General features: G+C 41.2%; 32 protein-coding genes. 13 read left to right on the top strand and 19 right to left on the bottom strand.

Translation table 11 applies throughout. The features are described from left to right. Nucleotides 1–149: 149 nt before the first annotated feature. The 5 genes from petE to RMX69_RS21455 all read right to left on the bottom strand — a co-directional run bounded on the left by petE (nucleotide 150) and on the right by RMX69_RS21455 (nucleotide 3,635). Entirely contained in the window at nucleotides 150–569 is a 420-nt protein-coding gene (gene petE, locus RMX69_RS21475; RefSeq protein ID WP_289795866.1) for a plastocyanin, read from the bottom strand. A 328-nt stretch (nucleotides 570–897) separates the two neighbouring features. After that, a complete protein-coding gene (psbV, locus tag RMX69_RS21470; RefSeq protein ID WP_289795867.1) occupies nucleotides 898–1,389 on the bottom strand; it encodes a photosystem II cytochrome c-550 in 492 nt (163 codons plus the stop codon). A gap of 133 nt (nucleotides 1,390–1,522) precedes the next feature. Continuing rightward, a complete protein-coding gene (locus tag RMX69_RS21465) occupies nucleotides 1,523–1,738 on the bottom strand; it encodes a hypothetical protein (RefSeq protein ID WP_099100724.1) in 216 nt (71 codons plus the stop codon). A gap of 155 nt (nucleotides 1,739–1,893) precedes the next feature. Beyond that, a complete protein-coding gene (locus tag RMX69_RS21460; RefSeq protein ID WP_322638665.1) occupies nucleotides 1,894–2,730 on the bottom strand; it encodes a carbohydrate ABC transporter permease in 837 nt (278 codons plus the stop codon). Continuing rightward, complete coding sequence (locus RMX69_RS21455) at nucleotides 2,727–3,635, bottom strand: sugar ABC transporter permease (RefSeq protein ID WP_322638664.1); 909 nt, start codon at nucleotides 3,633–3,635, stop codon at nucleotides 2,727–2,729. The genes RMX69_RS21460 and RMX69_RS21455 overlap by 4 nt, the downstream gene beginning before the upstream one ends. Before the next feature lie 162 nt (nucleotides 3,636–3,797). Here RMX69_RS21455 and RMX69_RS21450 point away from each other — a divergent pair, with 162 nt between their 5' ends. Next, nucleotides 3,798–6,248: an ATP-binding protein gene (locus tag RMX69_RS21450; protein WP_322638663.1), complete on the top strand. Its 2,451-nt coding sequence runs from the start codon at nucleotides 3,798–3,800 to the stop codon at nucleotides 6,246–6,248. 83 nt (nucleotides 6,249–6,331) lie between these two features. Continuing rightward, nucleotides 6,332–7,252 carry an alpha/beta hydrolase gene (locus tag RMX69_RS21445; RefSeq protein ID WP_322638662.1) on the top strand — a complete coding sequence of 307 codons (921 nt, stop codon included), beginning with the start codon at nucleotides 6,332–6,334 and terminating at the stop codon, nucleotides 7,250–7,252. A 57-nt stretch (nucleotides 7,253–7,309) separates the two neighbouring features. Here RMX69_RS21445 and RMX69_RS21440 read toward each other — a convergent pair whose 3' ends face one another. From RMX69_RS21440 to RMX69_RS21425, 4 genes are read right to left on the bottom strand one after another with little or no spacing between them, the layout of a single operon-like run. Then, nucleotides 7,310–7,453, bottom strand: coding sequence for a hypothetical protein (locus RMX69_RS21440; protein WP_289795872.1), 144 nt, complete (start codon nucleotides 7,451–7,453; stop codon nucleotides 7,310–7,312). 42 nt (nucleotides 7,454–7,495) lie between these two features. Further along, complete coding sequence (locus RMX69_RS21435; protein WP_289795873.1) at nucleotides 7,496–7,690, bottom strand: hypothetical protein; 195 nt, start codon at nucleotides 7,688–7,690, stop codon at nucleotides 7,496–7,498. Continuing rightward, the gene (locus tag RMX69_RS21430; protein WP_289795874.1) at nucleotides 7,683–7,907 is read right to left on the bottom strand and encodes a type II toxin-antitoxin system HicA family toxin; all 225 of its coding nucleotides are present in this window, start codon (nucleotides 7,905–7,907) and stop codon (nucleotides 7,683–7,685) included. Before RMX69_RS21430 ends, RMX69_RS21435 begins: the two co-directional genes overlap by 8 nt. Before the next feature lie 10 nt (nucleotides 7,908–7,917). Further along, the gene (locus RMX69_RS21425; RefSeq protein ID WP_190935193.1) at nucleotides 7,918–8,142 is read right to left on the bottom strand and encodes a type II toxin-antitoxin system HicB family antitoxin; all 225 of its coding nucleotides are present in this window, start codon (nucleotides 8,140–8,142) and stop codon (nucleotides 7,918–7,920) included. Between the two features lie 453 nt (nucleotides 8,143–8,595). Here RMX69_RS21425 and RMX69_RS21420 point away from each other — a divergent pair, with 453 nt between their 5' ends. Then, the gene (locus RMX69_RS21420) at nucleotides 8,596–9,000 is read left to right on the top strand and encodes a tetratricopeptide repeat protein (protein ID WP_289795875.1); all 405 of its coding nucleotides are present in this window, start codon (nucleotides 8,596–8,598) and stop codon (nucleotides 8,998–9,000) included. Here the strand turns inward: RMX69_RS21420 and RMX69_RS21415 are convergent. Continuing rightward, nucleotides 8,984–10,204, bottom strand: a complete 1,221-nt coding sequence (locus RMX69_RS21415) for an ABC transporter substrate-binding protein (protein ID WP_322638677.1) — start codon at nucleotides 10,202–10,204, stop codon at nucleotides 8,984–8,986. The genes RMX69_RS21420 and RMX69_RS21415 overlap by 17 nt on opposite strands. A 227-nt stretch (nucleotides 10,205–10,431) precedes the next feature. Here RMX69_RS21415 and RMX69_RS21410 point away from each other — a divergent pair, with 227 nt between their 5' ends. After that, nucleotides 10,432–11,853 (top strand): MFS transporter, encoded by a 1,422-nt coding sequence (locus RMX69_RS21410; RefSeq protein ID WP_322638661.1) that lies wholly within the window; start codon nucleotides 10,432–10,434, stop codon nucleotides 11,851–11,853. 99 nt (nucleotides 11,854–11,952) lie between these two features. Here the strand turns inward: RMX69_RS21410 and accD are convergent, their stop codons facing one another. The 4 genes from accD to leuB all read right to left on the bottom strand — a co-directional run bounded on the left by accD (nucleotide 11,953) and on the right by leuB (nucleotide 15,930). Continuing rightward, the gene (gene accD / locus RMX69_RS21405; protein WP_322638660.1) at nucleotides 11,953–12,903 is read right to left on the bottom strand and encodes an acetyl-CoA carboxylase, carboxyltransferase subunit beta; all 951 of its coding nucleotides are present in this window, start codon (nucleotides 12,901–12,903) and stop codon (nucleotides 11,953–11,955) included. Nucleotides 12,904–13,493: 590 nt separating this feature from the next. Beyond that, nucleotides 13,494–14,321, bottom strand: coding sequence for a prepilin peptidase (locus RMX69_RS21400; protein WP_289795877.1), 828 nt, complete (start codon nucleotides 14,319–14,321; stop codon nucleotides 13,494–13,496). 169 nt (nucleotides 14,322–14,490) lie between these two features. Further along, on the bottom strand, nucleotides 14,491–14,751 hold the full coding sequence (locus RMX69_RS21395; protein WP_069070883.1) for a hypothetical protein: 261 nt from the start codon (nucleotides 14,749–14,751) through the stop codon (nucleotides 14,491–14,493). Between the two features lie 90 nt (nucleotides 14,752–14,841). Then, nucleotides 14,842–15,930, bottom strand: coding sequence for a 3-isopropylmalate dehydrogenase (gene leuB, locus RMX69_RS21390; protein ID WP_322638659.1), 1,089 nt, complete (start codon nucleotides 15,928–15,930; stop codon nucleotides 14,842–14,844). A gap of 60 nt (nucleotides 15,931–15,990) precedes the next feature. Here leuB and RMX69_RS21385 point away from each other — a divergent pair, with 60 nt between their 5' ends. After that, nucleotides 15,991–16,146, top strand: a complete 156-nt coding sequence (locus RMX69_RS21385) for a hypothetical protein (protein ID WP_289795879.1) — start codon at nucleotides 15,991–15,993, stop codon at nucleotides 16,144–16,146. Here RMX69_RS21385 and RMX69_RS21380 read toward each other — a convergent pair. After that, nucleotides 16,123–16,368, bottom strand: a complete 246-nt coding sequence (locus tag RMX69_RS21380) for a hypothetical protein (protein ID WP_289795880.1) — start codon at nucleotides 16,366–16,368, stop codon at nucleotides 16,123–16,125. The two genes, RMX69_RS21385 and RMX69_RS21380, sit on opposite strands and share 24 nt — an antisense overlap. Beyond that, entirely contained in the window at nucleotides 16,369–16,506 is a 138-nt protein-coding gene (locus RMX69_RS21375; RefSeq protein WP_289795881.1) for a hypothetical protein, read from the bottom strand. 229 nt (nucleotides 16,507–16,735) lie between these two features. On the opposite strand from RMX69_RS21375, the gene RMX69_RS21370 reads away from it, so the two are divergent. The 4 genes from RMX69_RS21370 (at nucleotide 16,736) to purT (ending at nucleotide 21,360) form a co-directional block, all read left to right on the top strand. Continuing rightward, nucleotides 16,736–17,686 (top strand): ABC transporter ATP-binding protein, encoded by a 951-nt coding sequence (locus RMX69_RS21370; RefSeq protein WP_289795882.1) that lies wholly within the window; start codon nucleotides 16,736–16,738, stop codon nucleotides 17,684–17,686. A gap of 47 nt (nucleotides 17,687–17,733) precedes the next feature. Beyond that, nucleotides 17,734–19,509 carry an ABC transporter permease subunit gene (locus RMX69_RS21365; RefSeq protein ID WP_322638658.1) on the top strand — a complete coding sequence of 592 codons (1,776 nt, stop codon included), beginning with the start codon at nucleotides 17,734–17,736 and terminating at the stop codon, nucleotides 19,507–19,509. A gap of 139 nt (nucleotides 19,510–19,648) precedes the next feature. Then, nucleotides 19,649–20,131: a pentapeptide repeat-containing protein gene (locus tag RMX69_RS21360; protein ID WP_289795884.1), complete on the top strand. Its 483-nt coding sequence runs from the start codon at nucleotides 19,649–19,651 to the stop codon at nucleotides 20,129–20,131. A 65-nt stretch (nucleotides 20,132–20,196) separates the two neighbouring features. After that, complete coding sequence (purT, locus tag RMX69_RS21355) at nucleotides 20,197–21,360, top strand: formate-dependent phosphoribosylglycinamide formyltransferase (protein ID WP_322638657.1); 1,164 nt, start codon at nucleotides 20,197–20,199, stop codon at nucleotides 21,358–21,360. 114 nt (nucleotides 21,361–21,474) lie between these two features. Here the strand turns inward: purT and RMX69_RS21350 are convergent, their stop codons facing one another. Continuing rightward, nucleotides 21,475–22,050, bottom strand: a complete 576-nt coding sequence (locus tag RMX69_RS21350) for a TetR/AcrR family transcriptional regulator (RefSeq protein ID WP_289795886.1) — start codon at nucleotides 22,048–22,050, stop codon at nucleotides 21,475–21,477. A gap of 101 nt (nucleotides 22,051–22,151) precedes the next feature. Here RMX69_RS21350 and RMX69_RS21345 point away from each other — a divergent pair, with 101 nt between their 5' ends. Next, entirely contained in the window at nucleotides 22,152–22,724 is a 573-nt protein-coding gene (locus tag RMX69_RS21345) for a carboxymuconolactone decarboxylase family protein (protein WP_289795887.1), read from the top strand. 20 nt (nucleotides 22,725–22,744) lie between these two features. Here RMX69_RS21345 and crtH read toward each other — a convergent pair whose 3' ends face one another. Continuing rightward, nucleotides 22,745–24,235 (bottom strand): carotenoid isomerase, encoded by a 1,491-nt coding sequence (crtH, locus tag RMX69_RS21340; protein ID WP_322638656.1) that lies wholly within the window; start codon nucleotides 24,233–24,235, stop codon nucleotides 22,745–22,747. 367 nt (nucleotides 24,236–24,602) lie between these two features. On the opposite strand from crtH, the gene upp reads away from it, so the two are divergent. The 3 genes from upp to RMX69_RS21325 all read left to right on the top strand — a co-directional run bounded on the left by upp (nucleotide 24,603) and on the right by RMX69_RS21325 (nucleotide 26,081). Beyond that, nucleotides 24,603–25,253 carry a uracil phosphoribosyltransferase gene (gene upp, locus RMX69_RS21335; protein WP_289795889.1) on the top strand — a complete coding sequence of 217 codons (651 nt, stop codon included), beginning with the start codon at nucleotides 24,603–24,605 and terminating at the stop codon, nucleotides 25,251–25,253. A 75-nt stretch (nucleotides 25,254–25,328) separates the two neighbouring features. Then, the gene (locus RMX69_RS21330) at nucleotides 25,329–25,682 is read left to right on the top strand and encodes a hypothetical protein (protein WP_289799934.1); all 354 of its coding nucleotides are present in this window, start codon (nucleotides 25,329–25,331) and stop codon (nucleotides 25,680–25,682) included. A gap of 129 nt (nucleotides 25,683–25,811) precedes the next feature. Continuing rightward, nucleotides 25,812–26,081 (top strand): YggT family protein, encoded by a 270-nt coding sequence (locus RMX69_RS21325; RefSeq protein ID WP_194042243.1) that lies wholly within the window; start codon nucleotides 25,812–25,814, stop codon nucleotides 26,079–26,081. Between the two features lie 208 nt (nucleotides 26,082–26,289). On the opposite strand, the gene RMX69_RS21320 is transcribed toward RMX69_RS21325, so the two are convergent. Next, nucleotides 26,290–26,721: a biotin carboxylase gene (locus tag RMX69_RS21320; RefSeq protein ID WP_289795890.1), complete on the bottom strand. Its 432-nt coding sequence runs from the start codon at nucleotides 26,719–26,721 to the stop codon at nucleotides 26,290–26,292. Between the last annotated feature and the right edge of the window lie 64 nt (nucleotides 26,722–26,785).

The raw sequence follows: 26,785 nt of genomic DNA, 5'->3' as shown, positions 1-26,785 counted from the left end.
TCCTTGATCGCTACAGATTGTTTAGCGTCTTAGGTAAGGATAGAACTCGTTACCGCCATTTCTGCATTTTATACTTCACTCTAGGAGTGTAGCGTGTGGCGATGAGCTAATTTCATTGAGTAATCATCTCGTGTCAAACGCTGGTGTTTCTAGCCTTGGACAGTAATTGTACCAACCATGCCAGCACCACGATGAGGTTCACAGTAGAAGGTGTAGTCACCAGCAGGTGCGTCTGCTGCAAAGGTGGTTGTTTCCTTTTGGCCAGGACTCATGAGCAACTTCTTATGAGACAGAGATTTAGCTAAATCAGCGCTCTTAGAGGGGTTTTTGGCATTATCAAACACAACGTTATGGGGAGGAACTTTATTGTTCACCCATTCAATAGTGTCACCTGGTTTAATTGTCAACTTTTTCGGTTCAAATGCCAGCATTCCTTTATCGCTACCCAATTTCACCTGGTAGGTTTCAGCTGAAGCACTGGGAGTAAAAACAGCAAAGCTGCTAACAACTAAAAGGATTGTCAACACAGCTAAACTAAGGCGTCGCCAGCTTGCCGAAATTAATTTCATAGCTCTCTCCTAACAAACAATTTTTTTCCCTTTCTCATTTTAAATAAAATCAACACCAAAGTATGACAATCTGTCATAGATCAATTTTTTTTTAAGAATGGAGAGCAATTTATTGCAAAAAGCTGTCCAATAAGCAGTAAATGGGGAACGGGGAATAGGAAATGGAGACTGAATTCTTCCCAATGCCCTATTCCCAATGCCCAATACTTCTCTTACGAGAGGCTGCGCCCGAAGCGAAGCTGTGCCGCAGGCTTTACGACTACGCGGTAGTTGAGCGCAGTCGAAACTCAGTACAAGTGCCCTATTCCCAATGACTCAACTCTGGGATTTAGTAATAGATTTTTCCGCCTCCCCACTTAGTACCAACGATTTTGGGTTGTAAGAGAATATGACCGGCGATCGCCTCCAAGTCATCATCCGTCAGATTTCGCACTGCTGTGAAAATATCTGCACTTTTGAGACTGGGGTGGATTTCGGAAATCTCTTCTTCCCCGTCGTAAGTAGTGGGATTTTTCAGGTAATCTACTAAACCTTCAATGTTGTTACGGTTAGGTGTTGCTAGTGCCAAGTCCTCTGGAGTGAGTCCCACGTTTTGGTTTGTCTTGGTAACTCCCCCAGCATGACATTGGGCGCAAGCGTAATTAAATAAGCGTTTGCCTTCTTTGACTTGTTTAAGGCTAAGTACAACGGTATCACCTTGAGCATTTAATGGCACTGTTCGGGTGGCTTCGTCTAGTTCCACTGCTGTCGCGCTACCGACAATCAACTGAAACGAGAGTAAAACAGTAGCCACAACAACGCCAATTAGTCTTATAAACATGTTTCCCCTTAAAGATTTTGACGCTCAACACAGCTAAGAACGCGATTCTCAATCTCCAAGCTGCTAATTGCTAATGACTCATTGTTTTTTATCATTAGCTATCAGTTATTAGCCAAAGTTCTGAAATAACCCTTCAGGTGACTTCGTGATCACCCACCAAGTCGTTAGTACCATTGGGGCGTATTTCAGAGGATATTTGGGAAATAATCGCCTTTGCATCTTCTAACGCCAAACGGGTCTTTTGGTGTTTGTAGGCGATTCCCAGTTGGTTGCACAGAGAAAACACTTGTTCTACAGGAATGCTGTAGTCGGCTGCTATCTCTGCGATCGATAGGTCTGCAAAACCCATAATGCTTGTTTACTGATAGATAGAGATTGAGTCGCTGTAATACCAATATCACGTTAGGAGTGCAATTTGTTGCCCAAAATACTGTTTGGGGAATAGGGGGATCGGGAAGGCAAGGGGAATAAGCCATGTGTCCAATGCCCCATTCCCAATGCCTATTAACCTTTTCCCCCGGTAAAGGTGACGCTTTGAATAAAGTAACGATTAAAAAAGGCATAAATGCCTAAAGCTGGCAGGGTAAAGACCATAGAAGCCGCCATAATGTAGTTCCAATAGCTGATGTATTGACCTTTAAAGGTGTTCAGCCCCAGGGGAAGGGTAAACATTTCTGGGTCAAATAGGATAACTATAGGCAGTAAAAAATTATTCCAACTCCCCATGAACACAAAAACTGCCTGTGCTGCTAGTGCTGGTTTTGCCAAAGGTAAGACAATGTGTCGAAAAATTCCAAAGGTATTTAAGCCATCGAGTTGAGCTGCTTCTTCTAGTTCTTTAGGAAAATTAACGAAAAACTGCCGCATCATGAAGATAAAAGTGGCATTAACCATGCTAGGAACAATCATGCCTTGGTAAGAATTTAGCCAGCCGATCGCTTTCAAAATCAAAAATGTGGGAATCAGGGTGATTTGCGCTGGTACTGCCAGTACTGCCAAAATTAGGAAAAACCAAAAGCGCTTGCCTACAAAGCGTAGTCTCGCCAAGGCATAACCAGCCATTGAGTTTAACAACAAGTTTAAAAGTGTGACGCTGACAGCGATCGCTACACTATTAAACAACCAACGCCAAAATAGCGGTTCTTGGAGAAAGATTTGCTTGTAGTTATCGAGAGTAAAATTCTTGGGGAGAAAGTTGGGTTCACCACTGACAATCTCTGTTAGCGGCTTAAATGATGCTGAAAGTGCCCAGAGAAAGGGTATTAGGGTAATGATGGCATAGATGGTCAGCAAGACATACAACAGGGCTTTGAGCCAGGATAAGCCAGAGGAGTTAGTCAAATTCGTTCGCCTCCGAAAAGTTGCCGCTGAATCAAAGTGATGGCAATGATAACTGCTGCTAACAAAAATGCGATCGCAGCTGCATATCCCATTTGTAAATTCCGAAATACAGCTTGATAAATCAGCAGCACCACAGTTAAGGTAGCGTTGTTTGGCCCGCCAGTACCGCCAGAAAAGATGTAAGACTGGTCAAAAAGTTGAAAAGTCCCAATTACCCCCACTGTTGCCACAAAGAAGGTTACAGGCTTAAGCAGGGGAAGAGTAATGTGGATAAATTGCTGCCATCCATTTGCGCCATCCATTTGCGCCGCTTCGTAAAGTGTTTGGGGTATATCTTGCAACGCCGCCAGATAAATCACCATGAAAAACGGCGCAGTTGACCAAATGTTCATGATCATAATCCCTTTAAGCGCAACTGCTGGATCGCCCAACCAGTTATAAGTAGGTAGCCCCACAAAAGCGAGAAAATCGTTTAGTAGCCCATCAGTGTTATAAATCCACATAAAGATGAGTGTCAGCACTGCTGAAGAAGTGACTGTCGGCAAAAAATAGAGGATACGCCACCAGTTTTTACCGCGAATTGCAGAATTCAGAGTTACTGCCAGAATTAAAGCCAGGATAGTTTGAGTTGGCACAACAATACCTACATATTCGGCGGTGTTTCTCAAAGCAATCCAAACTCTTTCATCTTCAGCTAATCGTGTGAAGTTCCGAAAACCGATGAACTCGTATTCAATACCGCCAAGAAGTTGGACTTTTTGCAAAGAAAGAAAAACGGCGTAGAGAATGGGTAAGACTACAAAAGTTCCCAAAACTAGAATGGTGGGCATCATAAACATATACCCAGCCAAGTCTTCAGTGATGTTCCGCCTGGGGTTACTCCGCCGCCTGTTGATGTCAAACACTACTGAACCTCCATCTAATCTCGCACTAACCCGGCTGTAGCGATGGATTGTGCATGATTATTTATCGTACTCCCAGACAAAAATAAAGACATTGCTTGTGTGAGTTAGCTGGATATGTAAGTTAGGGAACTATATATTTAGTTTCCTTGGGATGCTCACAAAATGTCATATACAGCCTACTTACGTTCGATTAAAAATAAACTCCAGAGAACTGGGAAAACTCAAAAAAGCCTACGGGTCAAAACCATCATAGAACAGTTTGGCTACCAGCGTAGAAGTCAATCATTCATAGATGATTTTAATACTGCGCTTGATGAATTAGGGCTTTGTGCAAATCCTCAGTTGGATTTGCATATTCCGTTAGATACAAAAATAGCAATTTCTCTTAAAGGTGTAGAACCAATAAATGAAGTTGCTGAATCTCAATCTATTTCAGCCAAACTAAAAGAGGCAATCTCAGTTAAACACGATTTTTTCTACTACTTGTTTGATTTTGGCTCTGAACAAGAATATGAACGATTTCAAGCGTGTTTAGATTCTCACCAGCCAGTAGGTATTTTTTTAATTCCACAAGTAGAAGATTTCTTCTCTGATATTGTTGTCAAAATCTTTAATTATGAATTAATTAGAAAATACCAGTATGGCGGCTATAATAGTATCCCCAAAGCTGCCACTAGGAAAATTCCTACAAGTATTGCCTCAGAAGATAAAGATTGTGAAGATGAACAAGAAAATTCTATCTCTGATGCTAGTATTTTTCAGTTTTATCGTTCAACCATGACCAGTATTATACTTGGCAATACTGGTTTGGAATTGCTTGATTCTGAAAAATTCGATCAGCAGTTTGAACAGATATCCCTATATGCCAATAAATATAATTCCGAACAATTTTTTATTTTATTTCATTGTCCATCGGCATTAGAAATCCAAGCTCATCAACAAGAAGATGCTTTAGGCTACTTGGTAGATAGAGTTGCTAGTAAAATTCCTTTTACTTTTACTCTCAGGTGTAAATATCCAAATGAAGCCTCTATTGAATACAAAGAGGAAGTATACGCCCATTTCCGCCTATTACTGGAACTTCCATATTATGAAATAGAGGAAGATGATGCATCTTTGCAAGATTACTTTGTCGAATTGCAAAAGGCTCAAATACAGGCTGAGTCACAGTTACTATTAAAAATGAAAGCTGAACATTTTTACACTCTGAAGTGGCAGCAAGAAAGTAAAGAATATATCTACCTTAAGTATTTTGCTATTAAAACGTTGGAAAGTCTAGGATATGGATTGTCTAATATCGGCTGTGAAGTTGAATTGACTTCTAGCGATGAAGAAACAATCGATGAAGATACATCAGATGATGATGAAGAGTACCAAAATGAGATTATTGAAGTCTATGTCAAAAATCAGGTAGTGGTTGAAATAGAAACTCTCAAATACCAGGAATTTCAGGATAATAACCTCTTTTTAGATTCAATTAAAAGAGTTTTAAGGAAATCAAAAGTATGGCCGAATAAACTAGAAAGCCTTTGGTTAGTAATTCCTGGTTTTGAGATAGCACGAAATTATTACCAATTGAAAAAGGCTAAGGAAATATTAGAATATAAGTTTTCTGGATATTATGGCGATCGCTTCCAAGTTGTAATCATGGCTCCTGATTATGAAAAACACCAATTAGTGCCAGTATCCTTTGACTCTATCGACTATCCATCTTTTAATTATGGAGCTAAAAAACCTAGTTTAGTACAAGCATATCCAATTACTAACCGTGTCAAAGAATTTAAACTTGACTTTAGCCAAGTACAAGGGCTAAATGAAGAAAAAGATAAACTAACTAGACTCTTGAAGCTGCAATCTAAAGGATATAAGAGTTCAATTGGTGGAATTCTTTTCTATGGCTTACCGGGATGTGGTAAAACTCTACTAGCAAATGCCTTTGCTAATGAGTCTGGGAGATATTTCTTTAAGTTCTCTCCTGCCGATATTGTCAGTGTTTGGATCGGGCAAAGTCAAAAGAATATTCGAGATATATTTGCTCAAGCTAAGAAAAAGTCTCCTTCACTTTTATTCATTGATGAATTAGACAGTATTGGATTTAATCGTAATGATGACAACGCACATACAGACCAAAAGGCAACCATCAACCAGTTACTTATAGAACTAAATAATCTTCAAAATAGTGATGTAATTGTCATTGCTGCAACTAATTATTTGAGTGGCATTGATAGTGCTTTGAAACGTTCTGGTAGATTGGATTGGAAGATTCCTGTTTTTCCACCGGATCAAGTAGAGAGAAGAGATTTATTCCAATACTACTTGTCGAAAATTGATATTAATCAGCTAGTCAACTTTGAAATTCTTGCAGATAAAAGTGGTAGATTTACTTCATCCGATATTGAGTTAGTTTGTCGGGAAGTTAGAAATGCTATTCTTCTAGAAGAAATCAATTCGGCTTTAACAACTTCAGATGTGATTACTTATATCAATAATCTACAAGATGGTGGGTTAAGTCTTAACGAAGAACAAGTCAAAGAATTTTTAGAAGAGTGTAGGAGAATGAGTGTAAAGAATCCTAAGTTAGAAACTCTGAAATTAGAATGGGGATTGTTTTAGAAATGGGCTAATAAAAATAGCGTAGGCGTAGCCCGTCGTAGACATTGCACCTTTTGGTAGTTTTGGAAAATAACTTTAGGAATATGAAATATTTTAATCATCGAAAACTGCTGCTAACAAGTCTAGGAGCAATAGCGATCGCCTACATTTCAACTTGTCTATTTTTGTTTGTTCGGCAGCGTTCTTTGATATTTAGCCCCACTCCACAAATTTTAACTCTACCTAGTTCACCCGACTTTTTTCTTCCTTACAAAGATGTGCGTTTATCTATTACCGACTCTAATGAATATATACATGGCTGGTGGATTCCAGCACCATTACCAAAAGAGAAAGTTTCTTTAATTCCAAATGAGCCTGTAAAAATTTTAAAATCACCTAAAACATTTTTATACTTTTGTGGTGCTGCTAATAATAAAGGTTACTACAATTATATAGGCAGACTTCAAGCAATGCGACAGTTAGGGTTTTCTGTATTAGTGATTGACTACCGAGGTTATGGTAGTAGCAAAGGGAATTTCCCTAGTGAGTCTCAGCTTTATCAAGATAGTCAAATAGCCTGGAATTATTTAGTAAAAATACAACAAATCCCTCCTGAGAGAATTGTTATTTACGGCGAATCAATGGGGGGAGCAGTTGCTATAGATTTGGCAGTAAAACATCCAGAAGCAAGTGGATTAATTGTGCAAAGCTCTTTTACATCAATGGCAGAGGAAATCAAATATAGAGATTGGTTACGGATGTTTCCCATCGACCTGTTGCTAACACAAAAGTTTGATTCTATTTCTAAAGTTCGTTCTCTACGTCTTCCCGTTTTATTTATTCATGGAACTGATGACAGCATTGTTCCATCCTACATGAGTCAGCAGTTATATGATGCTGCCCCTGAACCCAAACAACTTTTATTAATTCCAAAAGGAAAACATGTCCAAATTTATCAACCTGGAATTAACTCGTATTTACAAGCAATTCAGAAGTTTATCCAAAAGGTAGAGTCTCAAGAGTAAGAAATAGATCCATCGGGATGGCTGCGAAACGATTCAAAAATAGAGTTCTTCTTTGAACTAATCTATGGAATATAAATTGGGATCTGTGGGGCGATCGCTATTACCACACCCTAATTGCTCGTAAAAAATAACTCGTCTTCCTGTTGTTGCGATCGCTTCCCACTCTCCATTTAAATTCAGTTTCGTAATAGGCGATCGCATCTCATACGTGTCTACTTTTGCCTTGGCGAATGGAATTCGCGGCTACACAGGTAAAGTCCGCCTATCGCGCTTGCGCTGCGCGAAGCGCACCAAGTGGACTAAGGTCAAATTAAGGTTTTGAAACACACGGAGTTGGGTAAAGTTTCGTGTAGACGCGGTTTCTAACTGCCCATTTCGCTGTAGGTCTTTTGGTGGAGGATATAAAAGCGCCGCTTCGGGGATGGTATTTTTATTCATCAGTCTCAGGTATTACTTCTTCTGCTGTCGCTTCATTCTCAGAAATGTCAATGGCTTGTAAAACCTGTTTAACTATTTTTGGGTGCAATATTTTTCCTGAATGAAAAGGAATCACTACTCTCACTTCTTCTCGAAAATAAATCCTGTGACTTCCTTTGCTTCTAATTTGAATAAAGCCTACATCTAATAAAAGTTTTTCAGCTTCTGTTGCAGTCAAACGTGGCAGCTTAGGCAACTTTTACCTCCAAGGTTATTGTGAATGTTTCCTTGTTCTGAAGCGCCTGTTTTTCTGAATTTGACAAGGTTTCTATATAAAGCTCAACTGCTTCTTTGATATTTGCCTGTACTTCTTCTAGGGAATCACCTTGAGATTGACAACCAGGAAGTTCAGGACAATAAGCATAATATCCATATTCATCTTTTTCGATAACAATGCTAACTTTATACGACATATCAAAGTTACCTTTACTCGTTCAATAACTATTATCACCTCTCATCCCTCTCCTGATATCTTGCACCAGGCGACTGAAAGTCGCGGCTACACAGGCAAAACCCGCCTGCGCGGGTTGAAAACCTTGATTTCGTATTAGTCCGCGTGGTGCGCTTCGCGCAGCGCAAGCGCGATAGGCGGACTTTGTTTGTATAGCCGCGATTTCTAATCGCCAGGGCTAAGTGCAACATATGAGTCTCTCGTTAGGAAGCGTCAGGACGAGAAAATCAGGGTTTACCGATGAGTTGGTTACAAAAACCGTAACCACAACTGCAACCTTAAACCGCAACCGTAAAATCAATCTAAAGTTTCAGCAATATTACTGGCGACAGTTAAATAATTTACTAATAATCGGAATTGATGCCGACGGGATAGGGCTGTAAATAATCACTGATTGAGGCTGTGAGGCTAAAGAATGAAGAGAAGTGCAAAGTCTCAACGAGTTTGCTGGTGGTTTCTACCAAAATTGACCCGCTACAGTTTAACTTTCTTTCTGAGTGCGGTTTTGTTGTCTAATGCTGTAGGTGCTACACTGAGAAACAGAGAGTTACAAATAGCACAACAGCCAGAAACTACTCAACAAAATGCCACTCGTGCTGCTGCGGAACGGGTTTTTCAAGAGGGGATGCAGCTTTATCAACAAGGGACAGCAGAATCACTGCGACAGGCGATCGCAAAATGGCAAGAAGCGCTGAAGCTTTGGCAACAAGTTGATGATAAAGGCTGGGAAGCCACAGCCACCACCCTCCTTGGTATTGGCAAAGTCTACGACGATTTAGGAGAAAAGCAAGAAGCCCTTTCGGTCAATGCATCGCTTTAATCTGCTGATTTGCTTCATTCTCTGCCCTCAGCATTGCTTGATTTAATGGCTGTTGCCCCAACAAGGCGCTGACAAACTGGTTATCAAAATTATTCACGATCGCACTTGGATATTTCCCCACCTGCCAAGGTGTAGCATAATTAACACCCGCAACTAATGGCGATCGCAACGCGTCTTGGTCATAACCCAAATTCTTTGCCACTGATTTACGTGTTGGCAAAGCAAATCCTGTTCCTGTCCATTTTTGCATTCCTTCTTTACCTGTGAGATAAGAAATTAATTCCCAGGCTTCGGCTTTGTGTTGTGCTTGCTTATTCATTACGTAGGCAACTGTAAACACCATTGTGCCTTTTTTGTCATTAATCGTAGGCAGTGGTGCAGTAGCAAACTCTACTTGGGGAAAAGTTTCTGTTAAGTAAGGAATTGCCCAGTTACCTTCAATCACCATTGCCACTTTATTCTGACCAAACATTTCACTACCTGAGTTTGTCCCCACATCAGATTTTTGGGCAGAGGAACGGTCTTTTTGATACTGGTCAACTACCAACTCTAAACCTTGTAAACCTGCCTCACTAGCAAAGGTAGCAGAACCGTTTTGATCAACGAGTTGTCCACCAAAGGCTTTGATTTTATAAGCCTGACGCGCCAATTCTGGAATTTCACCAAAGCCGTATTTGTTAAGTTTGCCTGTCAATTGCTTCGAGTAAGTCCGTAATTCATCCCAAGTCGCTGGTGGATTACTCAAGCCTGCAAAGGCGAAGGCTTTTTTGTTATAAAACAAAGCAAGGGTGGAATAGTCTTTGGGAAGACCGTAAATCTGGTTCTGATATTTAAAACTGTTGAGTAGGGTATCCTCGAAGTCTACTAAGTCAAATTCGGGGGTGATATAACTATCTAACGGTTCTAGGACATTTTGACTCATCAAGAAAGGAGCTTCCAGCGCATCTAGATAAAAAACATCAGGTGCAGCTTCTCCAACTAAACGAGTTTTGATTACATCCATGTATTGGTCGGCAATTACCTCATATTTGACCTTAATTGCCGGATGTTGTACTTCAAAGTCTTGCAGTACTTGTCTCAAGAGTTTTTGCTCAACGGGAGAACCTCCCCAACCACTGAGTTTAATGGTGACTGCGGTAGATGCTAACGGTTTGCTTGGCAATTGTAGGCTTTGACAAGCAATAATAGCGATCGCGATCGCCATCACCAATCCCAAAAAATTAAATAATCTTTTATTAATCACAGACAGATAAAAGTCTTTCTCCTCCCTTATATCTTGTGTTATTGAAGAGTGAGATTTTACTTACTTGAAATTTTTGTTGAAAATTGCAAGCTAAAATAACAAAAAATTATCAGCAATGCTAATTGAAGCATACTGACTTTCTCTACAACCGGGTTTATCCCAGGGTACTTCACCCATAAACATAGATTATGGATTCTGTTCAGGCTGAAACAACTGCGCCACTGGCTCTAGAATTTCCCCAGATTGCCTCAGCACCAACAGCAATCTCTCCAAACTCTCGAATTCCCAAGGATACTATTCGCACTAGTTTAAAAGCTTCCACTGCGGATTCTGTCTTAGCATCGGTTTACTCTCTTGGAACTGGCGGGATTTTACTCAGCAATTTATTGGTGGAATTGGGTGCTAGTCCAGTGGTATTTGGGATGCTTTGCTCTATCCCGATGTTGGTCAATCTTATTCAGCCGTTGGGTGCTTACTTGTCGGAACGCAGCACCAGCCGTTTTCAATATTCGCTGCGGACACACGGAATTGGTCGGCTGCTATGGCTGATTTTAGTAATTGGTATTGCCAGCGCCAGTTGGGGAGTGGTTGATGCTCACCAGTTAGTGATATTGACACTCTTGATTGTTCTATTCAGCAATCTTTTGGGAGGATTAGGAACCGCATCGTGGCTAAGTTGGGTGGCAATGATAGTTCCCCGACGATTGCGAGGTAGGTTTTTTGGGCTACGCAGTAGCGCCGCTAGTCTAACTAATTTGGTTTGCGTACCAATAGCTGGTCTAGTTGTATCACATTGGTATGGGGGATCTCTACAAGGTTATGGGGTAGTTCTACTGGTAAGCGTTGTCTTTGGAATTATGGGATTAGGGTGTCAATATTTCCAGGTGGATATGAATCCGCGATCGCAAAACACTTATTATGGCAAGTTAACTCAAACAAGTGAGATTCAATCAGAGGTTGTAAAAGAAGAATCCTCTGAAGTGCTTCAATCAATTCATCCACCACAAAACCAATTAGCTAACAGTGTTTGGAAAAACTCTAACTTTTTGGTATTTCTGCTGTATTTCAGCTTTTGGACACTTGCTGTTAACCTCAGCAGTCCTTTCTTTAACCTCTATATGCTGGATACGCTGGATTTAGATGTAAGTTACGTGACTATCTACAACAGCCTCCAAGCGGGGGCGACTTTGCTAATGCTCATTCTGTGGGGAAAATTAGCAGACAAGATAGGCAATCGTCCCATCCTCATCTGTATTGGGATTTTGGTTGGAGTCACACCATTTCTGTGGCTGGGAATTAGTATTAATCGCCTTGATATTTGGCTGTGGTTGCCACTATTGCACATTTTAGCTGGAGGTACTTGGGCAGCGATTGATTTGTGCAGTAACAATATACAATTGGCGATCGCACCAATTAAAAATCAGTCTATCTATTTTGCGATCGCAGCTGCCGTTGCTGGAGTAAGTGGCGCTTTAGGCACAACTATAGGCAGTTTCATCGTCCAATTTGCTCAGTCTGGAGGTTTACTAACTTTGTTTGTCCTCTCTGGTGTATTCCGACTAGTAGCCCTTGTTCCACTCATGTTTCTCCAAGAGCCACAAAGAAGTTAGGGAGCAGGGGAGCAGGGGAGCAGGGGGGGAAGTTGCAGTAAGTTTTTCCCCTCTGCCCCTCTGCCTCTTGTGCCCCATGCCCCATTCCCCAAACTTTATTTATTCTGCGGCGGTAGAAGTTAAAGACATTGTTTCCCACAAAACCATGTGAGGTGTTGTTAATACAGGCTGGTGTAGAGCAATCAGCTGGGCTAGGGTGTTCTTTAATTGGGTACGGGGTACGATATCATCCACAAAACCATGCTGGAGCAAATCTTCAGCAGTCTGGAAATTTTCGGGTAGTTTTTCCCGCAGGGTTTGCTCAATCACTCGCCGACCAGCAAAACCAATGGTTGCTTTGGGTTCTGCCAAAATTATATCGCCCAACATTGCAAAACTAGCGGTAACGCCGCCCGTTGTCGGATTGGTCAAAACGGGAATATATAATAATCGAGCGTCTTTATGGCGCTGTAAGGCTGCGGAAATTTTCGCCATCTGCATCAAAGAAAGCATTCCTTCTTGCATTCTCGCGCCGCCGGAGGTGCAGACGATAACTACAGGATACCGCCGTTGAGTGGCTTGCTCAATCATCCGGGTGAGTCTTTCTCCCACAACCGAACCCATACTACCACCCATGAAGCGGAAGTCCATAACCCCAAGGGCAATGGGCAAACCATTGATTTGACCTAAACCAGTTTTAACTGCGTCTATCAAGCCAATTTTATCTTGTGTTTCCCGCAAGCGATCGCTGTAGAGTTTGCGATCGCGAAATTCTAGCGGGTCGGTTGGACGTAAATGCTCATCCAGCGGTTTCCAGGTATTGCTATCTATCAATTGGCGGATGCGCTCATCACTGTCTACCCGATTGTGATGATTACATTCGACACAAACCATCTGATTGGCTTTCAGGTCTTTTGTATATGCCAACACGCCACACTTAGAACATTTGTGCCACAGACCATCAGCAATTTCACGTTCTTGGCGTTCGAGGCTGGTAGATCCTGACTTCCGTCGATTTGCAAACCAATCAAATAGAGACTTTAAACCACGTGATTCTTCGTTGTTAGCCATTTTTTATTTTATTTTAAGTGGGTATGAGGTCGAAAACATGTCAAACCGTATTGGGTTGTCCTTAGTCATTAGTCATTTTTCTTTATTTAGACTAATGGCTACATCGTTAAACTACGTTTTTAAGCAATTCAGACCTTAATTTTCGTCTTTGGTTGCCAGCTTAACGAAAATACTTATACCAATACAAGTCTCTTGCTCTTTTTTTCAGCAGACTTAATTATATGGACGTAGTGACAAAACCATGAGAATACCAACCTCCAAATAAGATGCTTTCCCCCTCCCACCCTAATCAATTATTTGTATTGCTGGGTTTTGAACAATCAGCATCTGTTGCAGTAGTTGTACTTGCCAACGGTTAATCGTCGTTAAGAGGGTAATACAAGTCACAAGCTGAATATTATCAAAATGTGAAGGGCAGATGGGGTAATGTTGGTTACAGTCACGAATTATAAATATTTCTTATGAAAAGGCATTGGGAGTGCTGAGTTAGGAGTTAGAAGTTAGGAGTTCTGTTTATCTCCTTGTCCCCTCATCTCCCTGCTCCCTGCTCCCCTGCTTCCTGCTCCCCACTCCCAGCTCGATATTTCAATTCAAGAGGCTGGAAAAAATAACCGCAGGTAGCTAGACAAAATGGCTTCGCCGCTAAACAGGGTAATCACAGATCCTAAAGCCAGAAAAGGGCCAAAAGGTATTTTTTGTCCTAATTTTTGTTGCGATCGCTGCATAATCAAAATACCTATGCCAATTAATGCTCCCAGCCCACAGCCAATAAAACTAGCCAAGAGCAAATATTTCCAGCCTAACCAGGCTCCCATCATAGCTGCTAACTTGGCGTCACCTGCACCCATTGCAGTTTTCCCAAAGGCAATTGAACTCAATAAGGCGATCGCATCAAATAGCCATAAGCCTAATACTGCACCAACTATCGCCATTATCAGGTGATTTACCAATTCCACAAAACTACCTTCTGGTAGAAAACCAACTACCATTTGAAACAAAATCCCCACCACTAAACCCGACTGAGTAAGTGGATTAGGTAGGGTCATTGTATCTAAGTCAATGAGCGATAGCGCTAATAACCAACTGCAAAAAGCCCAATAGCCTATTGTTAAAGTCGAAACTTGAAATACCAAAAAAATTAGTAAAAAAATTATGCCCGTTACCCCTTCTACCACAGGATAACGGACAGAAATTTTGCTCTTGCAATATCGACACCGCCCTCTTAAGGAAATCCAGCCGAATACTGGTACATTGTCGTAAGCTTTTAGCTGGTTGAAGCATTTAGGACAACGAGAAGGCGGCCAAAGAATTGACAACCCAGCAGGTAGGCGATAAACAATAACATTGAGAAAACTACCAATAGATGCACCCAAAGCAAAGACCATTACACTCGCCGGGATGGCGAACAAAATGTCCATACAGTCATTTGTCCTTTGTCATTTGTCCTGTGTCATTTGTGCTTTGTCATTTGTCCTTTGTCAATAACTAATACTTCTCTACGAGAGGCTACGCCAACGACTACGCGGTAGTTGAGCGCAGTCGAAACTCAGTACAAGTGACCAATGACTAATGACTAATGACCAATGACTAATACATGTGGGATTCAATTTGACTTAAGGGCACAAAACACTCTTGAGGTAAAAGAACTGGTTGGTTAGTAAAAATAACCTTACCTCGATGAGTCACACGATTAATTGCTACACCGGAAGGTTGCCCAGCTATTTCGGGATGGACTTCACAGTGAGTATAGTATATCTGCCCAGCAGCTCTGATTACAGAGGGATCAATCAAAGGCGATTGGTTTTTTGGGGCGGTAAAATTTGCTTGTCCTTGTCGTAATGCGTACACTATCGACTGTTATTTGATTGCTAGATTTCCCTTTAGTCTACCCGAAACTTATGGCAAAGGTTGCCAAATTGCCCAAGTTGCTATACAAACTTATTTTTGTTCGATCGCTTTGATGAGTGAGTCTCCCATAGCGCGGCAACCAAGGAGATTTTTTCCTGGAGAAATTATATCCCCTGTGCGATCGCCTTGTTCTAAAACTTGCAATACGGCTTGCTCTATCTGGTCTGCCGCTTTTGGTTGGTCTAAACCGTAGCGCAACATCATCGCGGCACTCAAAACCTGTGCTAAAGGATTTGCCTTATCCTGTCCGGCAATATCTGGGGCGGAACCATGAACTGGTTCAAACACACCAGGCCCAGAAGCGCCCAAACTAGCTGAGGGTAACATCCCAATACTACCTGTGAGCATGGCAGCAGCATCAGAGAGAATATCACCAAACAAATTGCCTGTAACAATGGTGTCGAACTGCTTGGGAGCGCGTACCAACTGCATAGCAGCATTATCTACATATAAATGAGAGAGTTCGATATCTGGATATTCTTGTGAAAGTTGGGTGATGCGATCGCGCCACAACTGAGATACTTCTAATACGTTCGCCTTATCCACCGAACAAAGTTTGCCGCCGCGTTTTTTTGCCGCTTCAAACGCCACCCGCCCAATCCGTTCAATTTCCGACTCGGTGTAAACCATTGTATTTACACCGCGTTTTTCACCTGTTTCTGTGGCAAAAATCCCTTTAGGTTTACCGAAGTAAATCCCGCCAGTGAGTTCACGCACCACCATAATATCCACGCCTTCCACAACTTCGCGTTTCAAAGTCGAGGCGTCGATTAGCTGCGGCAAAATTTTCGCTGGGCGCAAATTGGCAAATAATTCTAAACCTGCACGTAATCCTAACAAACCTGCTTCTGGGCGTAAATTGGATGGCAGGGAATCCCACTTGTAGCCACCAATGGCTGCGAGTAATACAGCATCACTGTTACGGCAAGCCTCTAGAGTTGCAGATGGTAGGGGTTCGCCTGTGGCATCAATTGCTGCACCACCGATGAGGGCTTCCTGGAATTCAAACTTCAGATCAAATTGCTTCCCTACGACTTTCAGCACGTCTACCGCCACTGCCATAATTTCAGGGCCAATGCCATCGCCGGGTAGTAGAGTAATGCGGTAGTTCTGGGTCATAGCTGATGATTACTAGGTAAATGCTTACAGATCAAATATCATACCTAGCAAAATGTACCGATGGAGTTTTTAATTTTTTTAGATGTATGTTGTCTGAATCGCCCTTTTGATGACCAGACACAAGAACGGATTTTTTTAGAAGCTGAGGCAGTACGGCTGATTTTGGCTCGTTGTCAGAGTGGTGAATGGCAATTATTGAGCTACTTTAGTTCCTAATTGATTAGCCAGTTCAGATACACCCACTCCAGCCGCAGCAGCTAAAACTGGTAGTCGTGCAAATTCGCTTCTTGTATCAATGCCATAAAGAGCAAAAAGAGCTGATGCTAGTTTTACATTGGAATATAAAGTAATCGTAATATCAGTGGGTATTCCCGCTAGTCCGATGAATCCACTGAAAATGCCGTTGCCTACTGACCAAGCGGTTGACTCTAATATCATTCAGTTTGCAATATTATCTCTATTACCTACCCAATAAAAATTGTTGGCAAAAGATAATCCCCATTGCCTACCATCTTCAATAGCATAAGCAATAGCTTGCGCGATCGCAGGCATATTCATAATTGATTCAAAATCCATACAGCTTTGACCTGATTAACTGAGAACACCTAGAGATTTCTAGCTTTAGTATTCCCCGTAGCAAAACTTAATATTTGGCATTGTTCAAAGCTTTGATAAAGTGGTGTAAATAATGCCTATGGCTCAAAGCAGCTTTACATAAAGCTAGTTTCAATTTCTGAAACCATGCTGACAAAAGCTGTAAAAAAAGTTAGGTTAGCGGTTAATCACAAGCCGCACCCTAGCAGCGATGGTAAAAGAATTAACAATTTGCACCCGTGGACTCACTAAGCAATTTGACCGACATGTTGCTGTCAATGATGTTGATTTAGAAATCCAAGCGGGGGAAGTATATGGGCTGATTGGGCCGAATGGCGCGGGTAAAACAACTCTCATCCGCATGTTGGCAACTGCTGAGGAACCAACTACGGGTGAGATTTATATTAATGGCGATCGCCTCATCCGTGACACAAGTAACCTCAAACTTAAGCGTCATCTTGGCTATTTACCCGATGACTACCCACTATATGAAGATTTGACAGTCTGGGATTACTTAGATTACTTTGCGCGTTTATATCGTTTGCGAGAACCGCGCCGTACTAAACGCTTACATGAAGTTTTAGAACTTATTCAACTTGGTAATAAACGCAATAGTCAGATTTCTACATTGTCGCGGGGAATGAAACAGCGTTTAAGTTTAGCGCGAACCATTATCCACGAACCAATTTTACTATTACTAGATGAACCTGTTTCTGGGCTTGATCCTATTGCGAGGATGCACTTTCGCGAAATTATTAAGGCTTTGCAAGAAGCTGGGATGACTGTCATCATTTCCTCCCACGTTCTCAGTGATTTAGCGGAAATTTGTACTTCTGTAGGAATTATGGAACTTGGCTTCTTAGTAGAAAGTACTTCCCTACAGCAACTTTATCAACGTTTGGCCCATCAGCAAATTGTGTTATCAACTCTAGGGAACTTAGAGGCACTTTTGAGCGAGCTTAAATATCATCCTTTAGTAGAAGAGTGGGAGGTAATATCAGGAAAAAATAGTGTGCGGGTGAATTTTTCAGGCAAAGATGAAGATAGTGCTGAGTTATTGCGATCGCTAATTAAAGCGGGCATTCCTCTAACTGATTTTCACTGTACGCAAGAAGACTTAGAAAGTATTTTCTTAAAATTAGGTCACAAACAAGCATCTTGATTTATCAATAAATCTCACTCACCATTTTTGGATAAGTTTGTCATACTATGCTCAACTTAATAGACAAAATCGGCGATTGGAATCCGCAATTATTCCGCGAACTCAAAGGACAATTTAAATTTGTTAATGTAGCGATTGTAGTTGTAACATCTTTACTATTGCAACTGGTAGTTCTCTTATATCATTTAAGTAATCTTCCTAATAATGAATACTCCCTAACTGGTACATACTGTCGTTTACGTCAAATATATGAACCGCAACAAACACAGGCTTTCAAGGAATCAAATCAATCTAAAATTGATGAGTTAAATTATTTTTTTTCAAAAAATTTTTGTCCCCCAAATCAAATTGATTGGCAGTTGTGGTGGCGAGATCATTGGGAATATATATTCTTAACATTGAGTGTAATTTTTCTATTTACACTACTAGTTGCAGGAACTTATTTGCTAATTAACGATTTCGCTAAAGAAGAAACTCGCGGCACACTAAACTTTATCCGTCTTAGTCCCCAATCAGAAACAAGTATATTGACTGGCAAGTTGCTAGGAGTTCCGAGTTTAATTTATCTCCTGATTTTAGTAGCAGTTCCTTTACATTTATGGGCTGGGCTTTCTGCCAAAATTGCTTTTAGTTACATTTTGGCTTACTACACAATTCTTGCTACTAGCTGTATTTTCTTCTACAGTGCGGCACTACTACTTAGCTTACTTAGCCGTTCATTTAGTGGTTCTCAGCCTTTGTTAGGTTTATTAGTTAGTGGTGTAATTTTTATGTTTTTGTTCATAACGATGTTACTCGCATCGTCTTATAACCACAGTTTGAATAGTTCAACTGCTTGGTTTAGACTTTTTAATCCTTGGGATACAACTAATTATTTATTTCCTAACTTGTTTAATCTATCCAATGGCTCGGATATTAAAAAACTGCAATTTTTCTATCTCCCATTAGGGAGAAATATTATTAGTATTCTTGGCTTTCATTTATTAAACTTGGGATTGTGCAGTTACGGAATTTTGCACATTCTTAAACGTTGCTTTCGTAATCCTCAAGCCTCAATAATTAGCAAGAAGCAAAGTTATTTATTAGTAGCGTTTTGCCAGTTGATGATCTGGGGTTTTACTTTACAAATTGGTGAAAATAGTTACACATTAGATCAACAATTTGGGGAAAATTACATTTTGCTAGCATCGTACAACTTGGTGTTGATTTTAAGTTTAATTGCAGTTCTTTCCCCTCACCGTCAAGATGTACAAGATTGGGCAAGATATCGACATCAGGGAGTTTCTAGCCACAAGAGTATTTGGCAGGATTTAATTTGGGCCGAAAAAAGCCCTGCACTCGTGGCGATCGCAATTAATCTTACAATTGTTACTATACCCTGGCTAGTTTGGATTTCATTTACATCTGTTTTTGATACTAACAATGACCAAACTTGGCTGGTTAACGATGTTGACAGGTTTAAAGTACTTTTAGCTATAGCTTTGTCTATCAGCGTAATCATGATTTATGCTACCATAGCCCAATTGATACTTTTGCTGAAAACTCCCAAACGTTCTTCCTGGGCAATTCGGATTATAGGTACAGCAGTGTTACTACCACCGATAATTTTAGGATTTATCGGCATCACTTCAGAGGTGTCTACTGTGATGTCTACTGTATGGCTGTTTTCAACTTTTCCTTGGGCTGGTATACAAGGCTCTGGAACGACAACAATTTTTATGGCATTCCTCGCTGAGTTAACTTTTCTAGGATGGTTAAACTTGCAGTTGACAAGGCAAGTGAGATTAGCAGGTGAATCTGCTACGAAAGCATTATTAGCATAACTAGCTATGTAGTTATCAATAAACTTAGAACCTCAATTTTTTGAGAAATTGGGGTTCTTGTTTTTTATAAATGGTTTAAGACTGCTATATGATTTGTTAATTTATTGATTAACACAAGTATCACAACAATCTGAAAATCATGTTAAACATCTCTACTCAAGACCTACGCTATACAGCCATCCATTTTTTAGAACAAAGTCCTCCACAGCGTCTAGAAATCCTTAAGCAACTGGGCATAGCTCGTTATGATTTTTTAACCAAAATTCAACGAAATGAAGCCAATATAATCTGTATAATGCGGTTTTTTAAATATCCCAGTCAGCTAAAGTTTCCTAATCTTATGGGAGCAGATTTATCTGGTTTAATTTTAGATGGTGTCAACTTCATACGAGGAAATTTGTCAGAAGTAAATCTACAAAGTAGTAGTTTAGTAAATGCAGACCTCTTATTTGTAAATTTCACAAAATCCGATTTGCGAAATGCAGATTTACGAGGTGCAACTCTGAACGAGACTATTTGGGTAGAGACTTTAGTAGATAAGTGTCAGCTTGGCACAGGTATTGGTTTAAATTATCTACAACGTCAAGATTTAGAACTACGCAAAGCTATATTTAATTCTTGAGAAGTTAGGAATGAAAACACAAAAAATTATAAGATGATTGAATTGATCTTGACCTGGATAAGTTAATGAGTATTAAGTTGCCCCAAAAATTGATGTTGCTGGGTTCAGGAGAACTGGGCAAAGAATTTGCGATCGCTGCTCAACGTCTTGGTAATTATGTGATTGCCGTTGACCGCTACGCCAATGCTCCGGCAATGCAGGTTGCTGATGCTTATGAAGTTATTTCTATGCTCAGTGCTGATGATTTAGAAGCTGTAGTGACAAAACATCAGCCAGATATTATTATACCAGAAATTGAAGCAATCCGAACAGAAAAACTGATCGAATTTGAACAGAGAGGGATTACAGTTATTCCGACTGCGGCTGCTACGAACTATACAATGAACCGCGATAGAATTCGGGAACTAGCACATCAAGAATTGGGTATCAGAACGGCTAAATATGGTTATGCAACAACTTTAGAAGAATTAATTGCAGTTTCGGATAAAATTGGCTTTCCCAATGTTGTTAAACCTGTGATGTCATCATCAGGGAAAGGTCAGTCTGTAGTGCAGGATAAGAGTGAAGTTGAGAAGGCTTGGAATTATGCGATCGCTAATTCTAGAGGAGACACTCACAAAGTCATTGTAGAAGAGTTTATTAACTTTGAAATTGAAATAACTTTACTGACAATTAAACAGTGGAATGCGCCGACAATTTTCTGCTCTCCCATTGGTCATCGTCAAGAAAGAGGCGATTATCAAGAATCGTGGCAACCCGCAGAGATTTCTGAAGATAAAATATTAAAAGCTCAAGAAATAGCTATCAAAGTCACTGATGCTTTAGGAGGAGCCGGAATTTTTGGCGTTGAATTTTTCATTACCAAAGATGAAGTGATTTTTTCAGAGCTTTCTCCCAGACCTCACGATACGGGAATGGTGACATTAATCTCACAAAATTTAAATGAGTTTGAACTACATTTAAGAGCTATTTTAGGCTTGCCAATTCCTCACATAGAACTGCTAGGAGCATCAGCCAGTGCAGTAATTTTAGCTTCCAAAAAATCTGATTCTATTGCTTTTAGTGGTGTAGCCGATGCTTTGTCGGAAAAAGATGTAGATATTAAATTATTCGGTAAACCTAATGCTCATCCATATCGGCGAATGGGCGTAGCTTTAGCGAAAGGTATTAATGTCCAAGAGGCTAGGAAAAAAGCTACAAAAGCTGCAAGTAAAATTCAAATCATCTAGCCCTGTTAACTAAGTTGACTTACATCTTGTAGCAGAACACCGAACAACTAGAAATCGCGACTATATAAGCGAAGTCTACCTAATTTATTTTGTGTAATTGACCATGTGTTCATGTCAATTTCCTATGTTGGCATCAATCAGAACCGAGAGCGCACTTTGAGCAAATATTGCTCCGTTCGGTGACTGTTCGATTGTTGCCATTAAGCTGGCTCCTCCAATCAGCAGAAGGTACTGTTGCGAAAAGAATTCTGGATTTTTAACGCCTGCATCAGCCGCCAAGCGCACAATAATTTGTCGAATTGACTCACGTAGGTCTACCGAAACCTGATGTGCTTTATGAGAGGTATCGGCAATTTCCAAAACAGCATTGATGAACGGACAACCCCGAAAATTGGGGCTTGAGTACCACTCACGCAACACATCAAACGTTCCTAATAAGCGTTCTTTGGGTGTAATGCCTCGCTCTGAAACTGCATCCTCAAACCAGCATAACCACTGGATAGCGCGATATTTCATCACTTCCTCGATTAATAAGTCTTTGGAAGGAAACCAACGGTAAAGCGTCCGTTTAGCAACACCTGAGACTGCAATGACTTCATTAATACCGACATGCTGAATACCCTTCTGGTAGAAGAGTTCAGAAGCCGTTTCCAGGATTTGTTGCCGAGCGTGACTTGATTCAGTAGTCATAGTTAAATGAGTAGACAAGCTTGTCTCCTTTGAAATACAATAGCACCAACTTTTAGTAGACAAACTTGTCTACTTTTTTTGTACATTTGAGGCAACAACCAATGGAATTTACCATTTACACGATTGATACCGCGCCTGAAGACTCTAAAGCAGCATTAGTTCACGCACAACAAACGTTTGGGTTTATTCCAAATTTAGAGGGAGTTTTCGCCCAAGCACCTGCATTACTCAAAGGTTCGATGGCACTATGGGATTTGTTTGCTACGACAAGTTTCAGCCCAATTGAACAGCAAATCATTTATTTGACTGTGAATTATGAACACGAGTGTCACTACTGCATGGCAGCCCACTCCGGCTTGGCAAAGATTATGGGTATGAAGAGTGAAGATATTCAAGCACTACGTGATAATACACCACTCAAAGAGCCAAAATTGCAAGCACTACGCCGTTTTACGCAACGAATGATTCAAGCACGGGGTTGGGTTGAAGATGCTGAAATTCAGGAATTTTTAGCAGTTGGTTATGATAAGCAACAAGTACTAGAAGTCATTCTGGGCATAGCAATTAAAGTGATGCACAACTACACAAACCACATTGCTAAAACGCCTCTTGATAAACCATTTCAGCCATACATCTGGTCAAAGCCTGGAATCGAGAGCGTCAATAGCATTTGACAAAATTGTAAAGGGGTACTTCACAATCCTAAATCTACGGCAATGCGGTGGGCGCAAGCAAACCCAGAAAAAGCGACTGCATTCAAACCTTGACCCGGAAAAGTACTATCGCCTACACAATAAAGTCCTGGAATCGCTGTGCGATTAAAGGGCATATTCAATAATCCCCACAACTTACGCCGGGGCATTGGCCCATAAGTGCCATCTTCACGACCCAAAAAGCGGCGATGGGTGCGCGGTGTCCCCACTTCTAAATAATCCAATGCGGCATCTAAACCGGGAAAAATCTTCTCTAGGCGGTCAATAATTCGCCAAGCCGCCTCTTCTTTCTTCGCTTCGTACTCACTCGGAGAGAGTTCTTGCCAATCATCAATCCAGTGAGGTGTGAAGGCATGAATGATGTGATATCCATTTGGTGCTAAATCTGGGTCAAGCAATGTGGGAATCGAAACAAACACTGTGCCTTCTGCTGCTGTCATTTTTTCCCAGTCTTCCAGCAAAATATGGTGACACTCAGTCCCCGCAGGTAAAACTGACTCCTTTACCCCGATGTGCAAACTCAAGAAACTTGGAGATTTTTGGTAGTTTTGTTGCCATTTTTTCTCATTATAGGGCATTGCTTCTACTGGTAATAATTGTGTAAATGTATCCCAGCGTGTAGCATTAGAAACTATGCGTTTACCCCGATATACTTTACCATTAGCCAGTTGCACACCTACCGCTTTTCCCTGTTCTGTAAGAATTTTGGTGACTCTAGCTTGGTACTGAATCTGACCTCCAGCCTTCTCTAAACCTTCGACTAGTTTTTGGGCAATTTGTCCGACTCCGCCTTTGGGATAGTTAACTCCGCCATAATGCCTGTCAGAAAAGACCATTCCAGCATTAATCATGGGTGTCATGTCAGCGGTCACAACCGACCAGCAATAACATTCCATATCGATAAATTTCAATAATTGCGGGTCTTTGATGTAACGCCGCGCCACATCCCCGGCATTTTGGGGCAGATACTTAGCTAAACCGAGACACGCCAAAGGATGCTGAAAAAATACCCGCAGTAAATACCGAGGTTCTTCCAGTGACAGCAAATCCATACTGTTGAGGCACTTGAAGACTTTTTGACATTCGTCATAAAAGCGACGAATCCCTTGTTCTTCATGGGGAAAATGAGCAATAAGATTTTGCAAAAATTTTTCATAAACTCGATCAACCTTCAGGTCTAAACCTTGGGGTAGATGATAGTGAATCTGTACCGGATCTGCGATCGCTTCTTGGCTGACATTTACACTTGATAATGCACGGGTGAGTAAGTTGGTTGTACCGTTCTGTCCCAGTCCAAAAATCATTGATGCGCCAACATCGAATCGATAGCCTTGGCGTTCAAAATAACCAGCACTACCACCTGGAATCAAATAACATTCCAGTACCAGCACTTTTGCTCCCTTCGCCGCCAATTGGGTCGCTGTTACTAATCCGCCAATCCCAGACCCAATTACGATTGCGTCAATTGTCATTTGTCATTTGTCCTTTGTCATTTGTACTGAGCGTATCGCTAAAGCGAAAGCTGCGCGAACGTAGAGAACTATTTGTCCTTTGTCTAGAGTCAATCGATATTTAATTTAACTAATGACAAATGACCAATGACTAATCAAAAAAAAGAGGGACGAGCCTGCTACTGCTGGCTAATCCCGTCTGCCGATCCTTAAAAGAGAGGAGAACACTTTATAAGAATATAGCCTTGATTGAGAATTAATGTCAACTACTAATGAAAATATTTATCAATAAAATTGAGATTGTTAATTTTAAGCTGTCAGCCGGATGCAGGAAAGAGTATTATGGTGTTTCAGTTCTTATACAATAAAAAGGCGCCTATTTCTGGCTATGACGCTACAATTGCGCGTTTATGTTCCACCCCATCCCCTGATCAAGCACTGGCTAGCAGTTGCCCGTGATGCAGGCACGCCTTCAGTATTGTTCCGCAGTGCCATGACTGAGTTGGGAAGATGGCTGACTTATGAAGCTGCACGAGACTGGTTGCCGACTCAAGAAACAGCAGTACAGAGTCCCTTAGATACCTGTCCAGCAACGGTGATTGATCCGCAAGTGCCTATGGCAGTAGTGCCGATTTTGCGGGCTGGGCTAGGATTACTAGAGGGAGCGCAGACTTTACTGCCTTTAGCATCGATTTACCACCTTGGCTTGGCGCGAGATGAAGAGACACTGCAACCTCATTGTTATCTGAACAAGTTACCAGAAAAATTTGACCCCCAAACACGAGTGTTAGTTACCGATCCAATGTTGGCAACCGGAGGGTCAATGATGGCGGCAATGGCAGAATTGACACAACGGGGTGCTGACCCAGCCCTGACGCGGATTGTTTGTGTAGTAGCGGCTCCACCAGCTTTACAAAAATTGAGTGAAGCTTATCCAGGTTTAATAATTTACACCGCTACTATTGACGAAAAACTGGACAGCAAGGGATATATTGTACCGGGATTGGGAGATGCAGGCGATCGCATCTTTGGGACTTAAGCTAGTATGCAGCTAGGGCAGGTAAATAGCATAACTACTGTAAAAGTTGCAAGGTTTGTTGAAGGCGGTAAAGATATGAGTCAGCGAGATGGTTTTGGCAGTGGTTTTGTAGCAGGGGCGTTTGTTGGTGGCATATTTGGCGGTGTTATCGGGGCGCTGATTGCTTCTCGACGCGATGCAGAATTGCTAATAGAAGAGGAGACAGAACTGACAGATAGTCAAGCCGAAGCTAAGAAAATAGCAGCAAAGCGGCGTCAGATGAAAGCCTCAGAAAGCGAAAGCATCGGCATAGAAACGGCCAGGCGATCGCTAGAAGATAAAATTGCCCAGCTAAATGCCACAATTGATGAAGTGCGAAAGCAACTGGGAAATGTTAATAGCAGTTCACCCCAACCAACCAATGACCGCTCCCTCACTAAAGACTCCTGAAGTTTGTTCAGGCGTGGTGAAAGTGTCAAGTGTGGTAAACGTGAAATCCGCAAACACTTTTGACTTTGGACTAAATTAAAATTAAAAGATAAGACCGCATTTGACACCTAGTAGGAAACAAAGCTATCCATGAGTTTACTGATTACAACACTAATTACCTTTGTCAGCTTTTATAGCTATTTGCTAATTATCCGGGTTTTGTTAACCTGGTTCCCGACAATCAACTGGTATAACCAGCCATTTGCCGCTTTAGCCCAGATAACCGATCCTTATCTGAATCTATTCCGCTCAATTATTCCCCCATTGGGCGGTATGGATTTTTCGCCGATCTTAGCTTTCTTAGCACTCAATCTAGTTAGTGGGCTTCTGAGTGCCATTCCAGCTAGCCTGCCCTTATAGAAAGATTTTGATTACTACTTTGGTAAAAAATTCAGTAGAGACGTTAAGTATACAAGCGTCTCTACGATTTTTTACGAATTACTAATTAACCCAAGTTGCTAGTTATCAAAAAATACCATTATGCGACACTAACTAGCAACTTACGTTAATTACGTACCTGTTTCTCGCCTTTGGCGAATACTACGAATTACGAATTACGAATTACGAATTACTTACGCACTTGACCGCTAAACCCCGCAGCCTTGAATTGCTTCAGCTTCAACGGAGTAGGCTGATTTGCCGGTACAGAAATTCTCAATTCAAAATCGCTAATACCTGGTGGCACCTCGGTAATAGAGCCTAAGCGAGTGCGGTTTTGCATTACCGAGTCATTATTTGCATCATAAATGCGTCCAAAAATATCTGCGTCGTAGACTGTTTTATTAGTGCCATTTTCTGCCTTGCCAACGACAAGAAAACAATTGGCGGCAGCACTACCGCTACTGATAACAGCCCCTTCTGCTAGTTCTGGTGGACAATCTTTATAAGAGACATCAAATAGTTTAATCTGTGTCAGGGCTACAGCTGGGGGAATAATCACCCACGATAGAAGGGTAATGAGACATGAAATCAAAACGACCGTGAGTGAACGCAACCGCATAAAAGACCCCGTGAGTTAATTTAGCAAACAATATTTAACTTACAACCTCAGCTTACCTGAATTT

Source organism: Nostoc sp. EspVER01, assembly GCF_034530635.1.
Classification (GTDB): Bacteria; Cyanobacteriota; Cyanobacteriia; order Cyanobacteriales; family Nostocaceae; genus Nostoc.
This window is presented reverse-complemented; position numbering and strand designations above follow the sequence as displayed.

Coding starts and splice junctions, on each gene's coding strand:
- RMX69_RS21420 (WP_289795875.1), top strand. CDS start 8,596: ATGAAGAGAAGTGCAAAGTCTCAACGAGTTTGCTGGTGGTTTCTACCA.
- RMX69_RS21435 (WP_289795873.1), bottom strand. CDS start 7,690: ATGAATAAAAATACCATCCCCGAAGCGGCGCTTTTATATCCTCCACCA.
- RMX69_RS21320 (WP_289795890.1), bottom strand. CDS start 26,721: ATGCGGTTGCGTTCACTCACGGTCGTTTTGATTTCATGTCTCATTACC.
- RMX69_RS21350 (WP_289795886.1), bottom strand. CDS start 22,050: ATGACTACTGAATCAAGTCACGCTCGGCAACAAATCCTGGAAACGGCT.
- leuB (WP_322638659.1), bottom strand. CDS start 15,930: ATGACCCAGAACTACCGCATTACTCTACTACCCGGCGATGGCATTGGC.
- crtH (WP_322638656.1), bottom strand. CDS start 24,235: ATGACAATTGACGCAATCGTAATTGGGTCTGGGATTGGCGGATTAGTA.
- RMX69_RS21345 (WP_289795887.1), top strand. CDS start 22,152: ATGGAATTTACCATTTACACGATTGATACCGCGCCTGAAGACTCTAAA.
- RMX69_RS21365 (WP_322638658.1), top strand. CDS start 17,734: ATGCTCAACTTAATAGACAAAATCGGCGATTGGAATCCGCAATTATTC.
- petE (WP_289795866.1), bottom strand. CDS start 569: ATGAAATTAATTTCGGCAAGCTGGCGACGCCTTAGTTTAGCTGTGTTG.
- accD (WP_322638660.1), bottom strand. CDS start 12,903: ATGGCTAACAACGAAGAATCACGTGGTTTAAAGTCTCTATTTGATTGG.
- RMX69_RS21425 (WP_190935193.1), bottom strand. CDS start 8,142: ATGTCGTATAAAGTTAGCATTGTTATCGAAAAAGATGAATATGGATAT.
- RMX69_RS21445 (WP_322638662.1), top strand. CDS start 6,332: ATGAAATATTTTAATCATCGAAAACTGCTGCTAACAAGTCTAGGAGCA.
- RMX69_RS21400 (WP_289795877.1), bottom strand. CDS start 14,321: ATGGACATTTTGTTCGCCATCCCGGCGAGTGTAATGGTCTTTGCTTTG.
- RMX69_RS21330 (WP_289799934.1), top strand. CDS start 25,329: ATGAGTCAGCGAGATGGTTTTGGCAGTGGTTTTGTAGCAGGGGCGTTT.
- RMX69_RS21375 (WP_289795881.1), bottom strand. CDS start 16,506: ATGGATTTTGAATCAATTATGAATATGCCTGCGATCGCGCAAGCTATT.
- RMX69_RS21440 (WP_289795872.1), bottom strand. CDS start 7,453: ATGCGATCGCCTATTACGAAACTGAATTTAAATGGAGAGTGGGAAGCG.
- RMX69_RS21415 (WP_322638677.1), bottom strand. CDS start 10,204: ATGGCGATCGCGATCGCTATTATTGCTTGTCAAAGCCTACAATTGCCA.
- upp (WP_289795889.1), top strand. CDS start 24,603: ATGACGCTACAATTGCGCGTTTATGTTCCACCCCATCCCCTGATCAAG.
- RMX69_RS21370 (WP_289795882.1), top strand. CDS start 16,736: ATGGTAAAAGAATTAACAATTTGCACCCGTGGACTCACTAAGCAATTT.
- purT (WP_322638657.1), top strand. CDS start 20,197: ATGAGTATTAAGTTGCCCCAAAAATTGATGTTGCTGGGTTCAGGAGAA.
- RMX69_RS21385 (WP_289795879.1), top strand. CDS start 15,991: ATGGAGTTTTTAATTTTTTTAGATGTATGTTGTCTGAATCGCCCTTTT.
- RMX69_RS21325 (WP_194042243.1), top strand. CDS start 25,812: ATGAGTTTACTGATTACAACACTAATTACCTTTGTCAGCTTTTATAGC.
- RMX69_RS21380 (WP_289795880.1), bottom strand. CDS start 16,368: ATGATATTAGAGTCAACCGCTTGGTCAGTAGGCAACGGCATTTTCAGT.
- RMX69_RS21465 (WP_099100724.1), bottom strand. CDS start 1,738: ATGGGTTTTGCAGACCTATCGATCGCAGAGATAGCAGCCGACTACAGC.
- psbV (WP_289795867.1), bottom strand. CDS start 1,389: ATGTTTATAAGACTAATTGGCGTTGTTGTGGCTACTGTTTTACTCTCG.
- RMX69_RS21410 (WP_322638661.1), top strand. CDS start 10,432: ATGGATTCTGTTCAGGCTGAAACAACTGCGCCACTGGCTCTAGAATTT.
- RMX69_RS21450 (WP_322638663.1), top strand. CDS start 3,798: ATGTCATATACAGCCTACTTACGTTCGATTAAAAATAAACTCCAGAGA.
- RMX69_RS21360 (WP_289795884.1), top strand. CDS start 19,649: ATGTTAAACATCTCTACTCAAGACCTACGCTATACAGCCATCCATTTT.